The organism is Ideonella sp. B508-1 (assembly GCF_000333615.1).
Lineage (GTDB): Bacteria > Pseudomonadota > Gammaproteobacteria > Burkholderiales > Burkholderiaceae_C > Ideonella.
On the sequence record NZ_BADL01000167.1, the window covers coordinates 1 to 1,611 of the forward strand.

Here is a 1,611-nt window from a genome sequence, read left to right on the forward strand (position 1 = left end):
GCTTCTCGACGTTGCCATCGGCATTAAAGACCGGGGCGGTACCAATCATGCTGGCAAAGCCCGCGCCGCTGAACTCGTCCTTGCCGTAGTCGGTGCGGAAGGCCCACGCGGGTGAACGCTCGCCCGGGCCATGCATGGGCGAGTTCAGGTTGGCCAGCGCGGTGCGGAACCACCAGGGGCCGCTCTTGATGTCCGCCCCGGCGCCGGTGTAGGCCACGGGCAGGGTGAAGTCGTACAGCAGGTTGTGGCTGGTGAAGGGATTCAGCGTGGGCTGCTGGTACTCATAGCCCGACCAGTCCGGAATCTGGCCGGCGATGAAGCGGGTCTGGGCATCCGACAGCGGCACCGACACGGACGCTTCCTGGATGATGCTCTTGCCATCGATCGCGGCGCCCACGCCACGGTTGGGCGCCAGCGTCAGATGCCACAGCGTGCCGCTCTCGGTTTCCTTGAGCAGGTCCAGGGAGGCGGCGCCCATGAATGAGGTGTCGTAGGAGTAGCCGTCGGACTGCTGGTTCAGGAACTGGAAGCCGGCTCGGTTTTGACGCTGGTTGTAGATGTAAACCGGCTCGATGTAACCACTGATCTTCAGGCCATGAAAACCCTGAGCCACCATGCTGTCTTCAAGCCCCTCGGTCTTGGAGGCAATCCGGTTGAACTCTGCGCTCTGTTCAGGGGTCATGCCCCACTGGGCCTGCCCAGCGGGCGTGGCCGGTGCGGCTTGCTTGAGCTTCGATTCCAGCTCGGTGACGCGCTGCTTCAGCGCCTGGAGTTCCTTGAGCAACTCGTCGTTGGACTGGGCAGCCGCCGGAAATGCCGCCGTCATGGCAACAACCAGCAGGGTGGGGCTCAGAGACTTCATCACGGGGTTTCCTTCTCTTGCTTGCGGTGTGAGGGGGCGTTGTTCGGAGAAAGGGGGCTCACTCGCGGGCGGCAGCAGCGATTTCCTGCTGGCGACGGCGTTCGTTGCGGGCGATCACATAGCTGGTGATGATCACGCCGACCGACACGGCGAACACGATCAAGGTGGCCATGGCGTTGACGCTGGGGTTCAAGCCCAGACGCGCCCGGGAGAAGATCACCAGCGGCATGGTGGTGGAGCCCGGGCCGGACAGGAAGGCCGACACCACCACGTCATCGAGCGACAAGGTGAACGTCAGCAGCCAGGCGGACATCATGGCCTGCGAGATCATCGGCAGGGTGATCAGGAAGAACACGCTGCGCGGCTTGGCGCCCAGGTCCATGGCGGCTTCTTCCAGGCTGGGGTTGAGCTCCTGCAGGCGGGCCTGCACCACCACGGTGGCGTAGGACATGCCCAGCAGCAGGTGGCCCAGCCAGATGGTCATCGCGCCGCGGTCCGGGTAGCCGGTGACGCGCTGGATCTCCACCAGCATCAGCAGCAGCGACAGGCCAATGACCACCTCGGGCATCACCAGGGGCGCGTTGACCATGCCGGAGAACATGGTGCGACCCCAGAAGCGCTTGTACTTGACCAGTGCGAAGGCGGCGAAGGTGCCCAGCACCACCGAGCCGGTGGCCGAGAAGAAGGCGACCTTCATCGACAGCCACAGGCCGCTGAGCATCTCGTCGTCGTGCATCAGGGCGCCGTAC

2 protein-coding genes are annotated in these 1,611 nt (G+C 64.5%); both read right to left on the minus strand.

The genetic code is table 11. The features are described from left to right. A partial coding sequence (locus I73_RS07825) for a DUF3138 family protein (RefSeq protein ID WP_022980108.1) occupies positions 1-862 on the minus strand: 862 nt, incomplete at its 3' end. A gap of 58 nt (positions 863-920) precedes the next feature. Further along, on the minus strand, positions 921-1,611 hold a 691-nt coding region (locus tag I73_RS07830; protein WP_022980109.1), incomplete at its 5' end, for an ABC transporter permease subunit.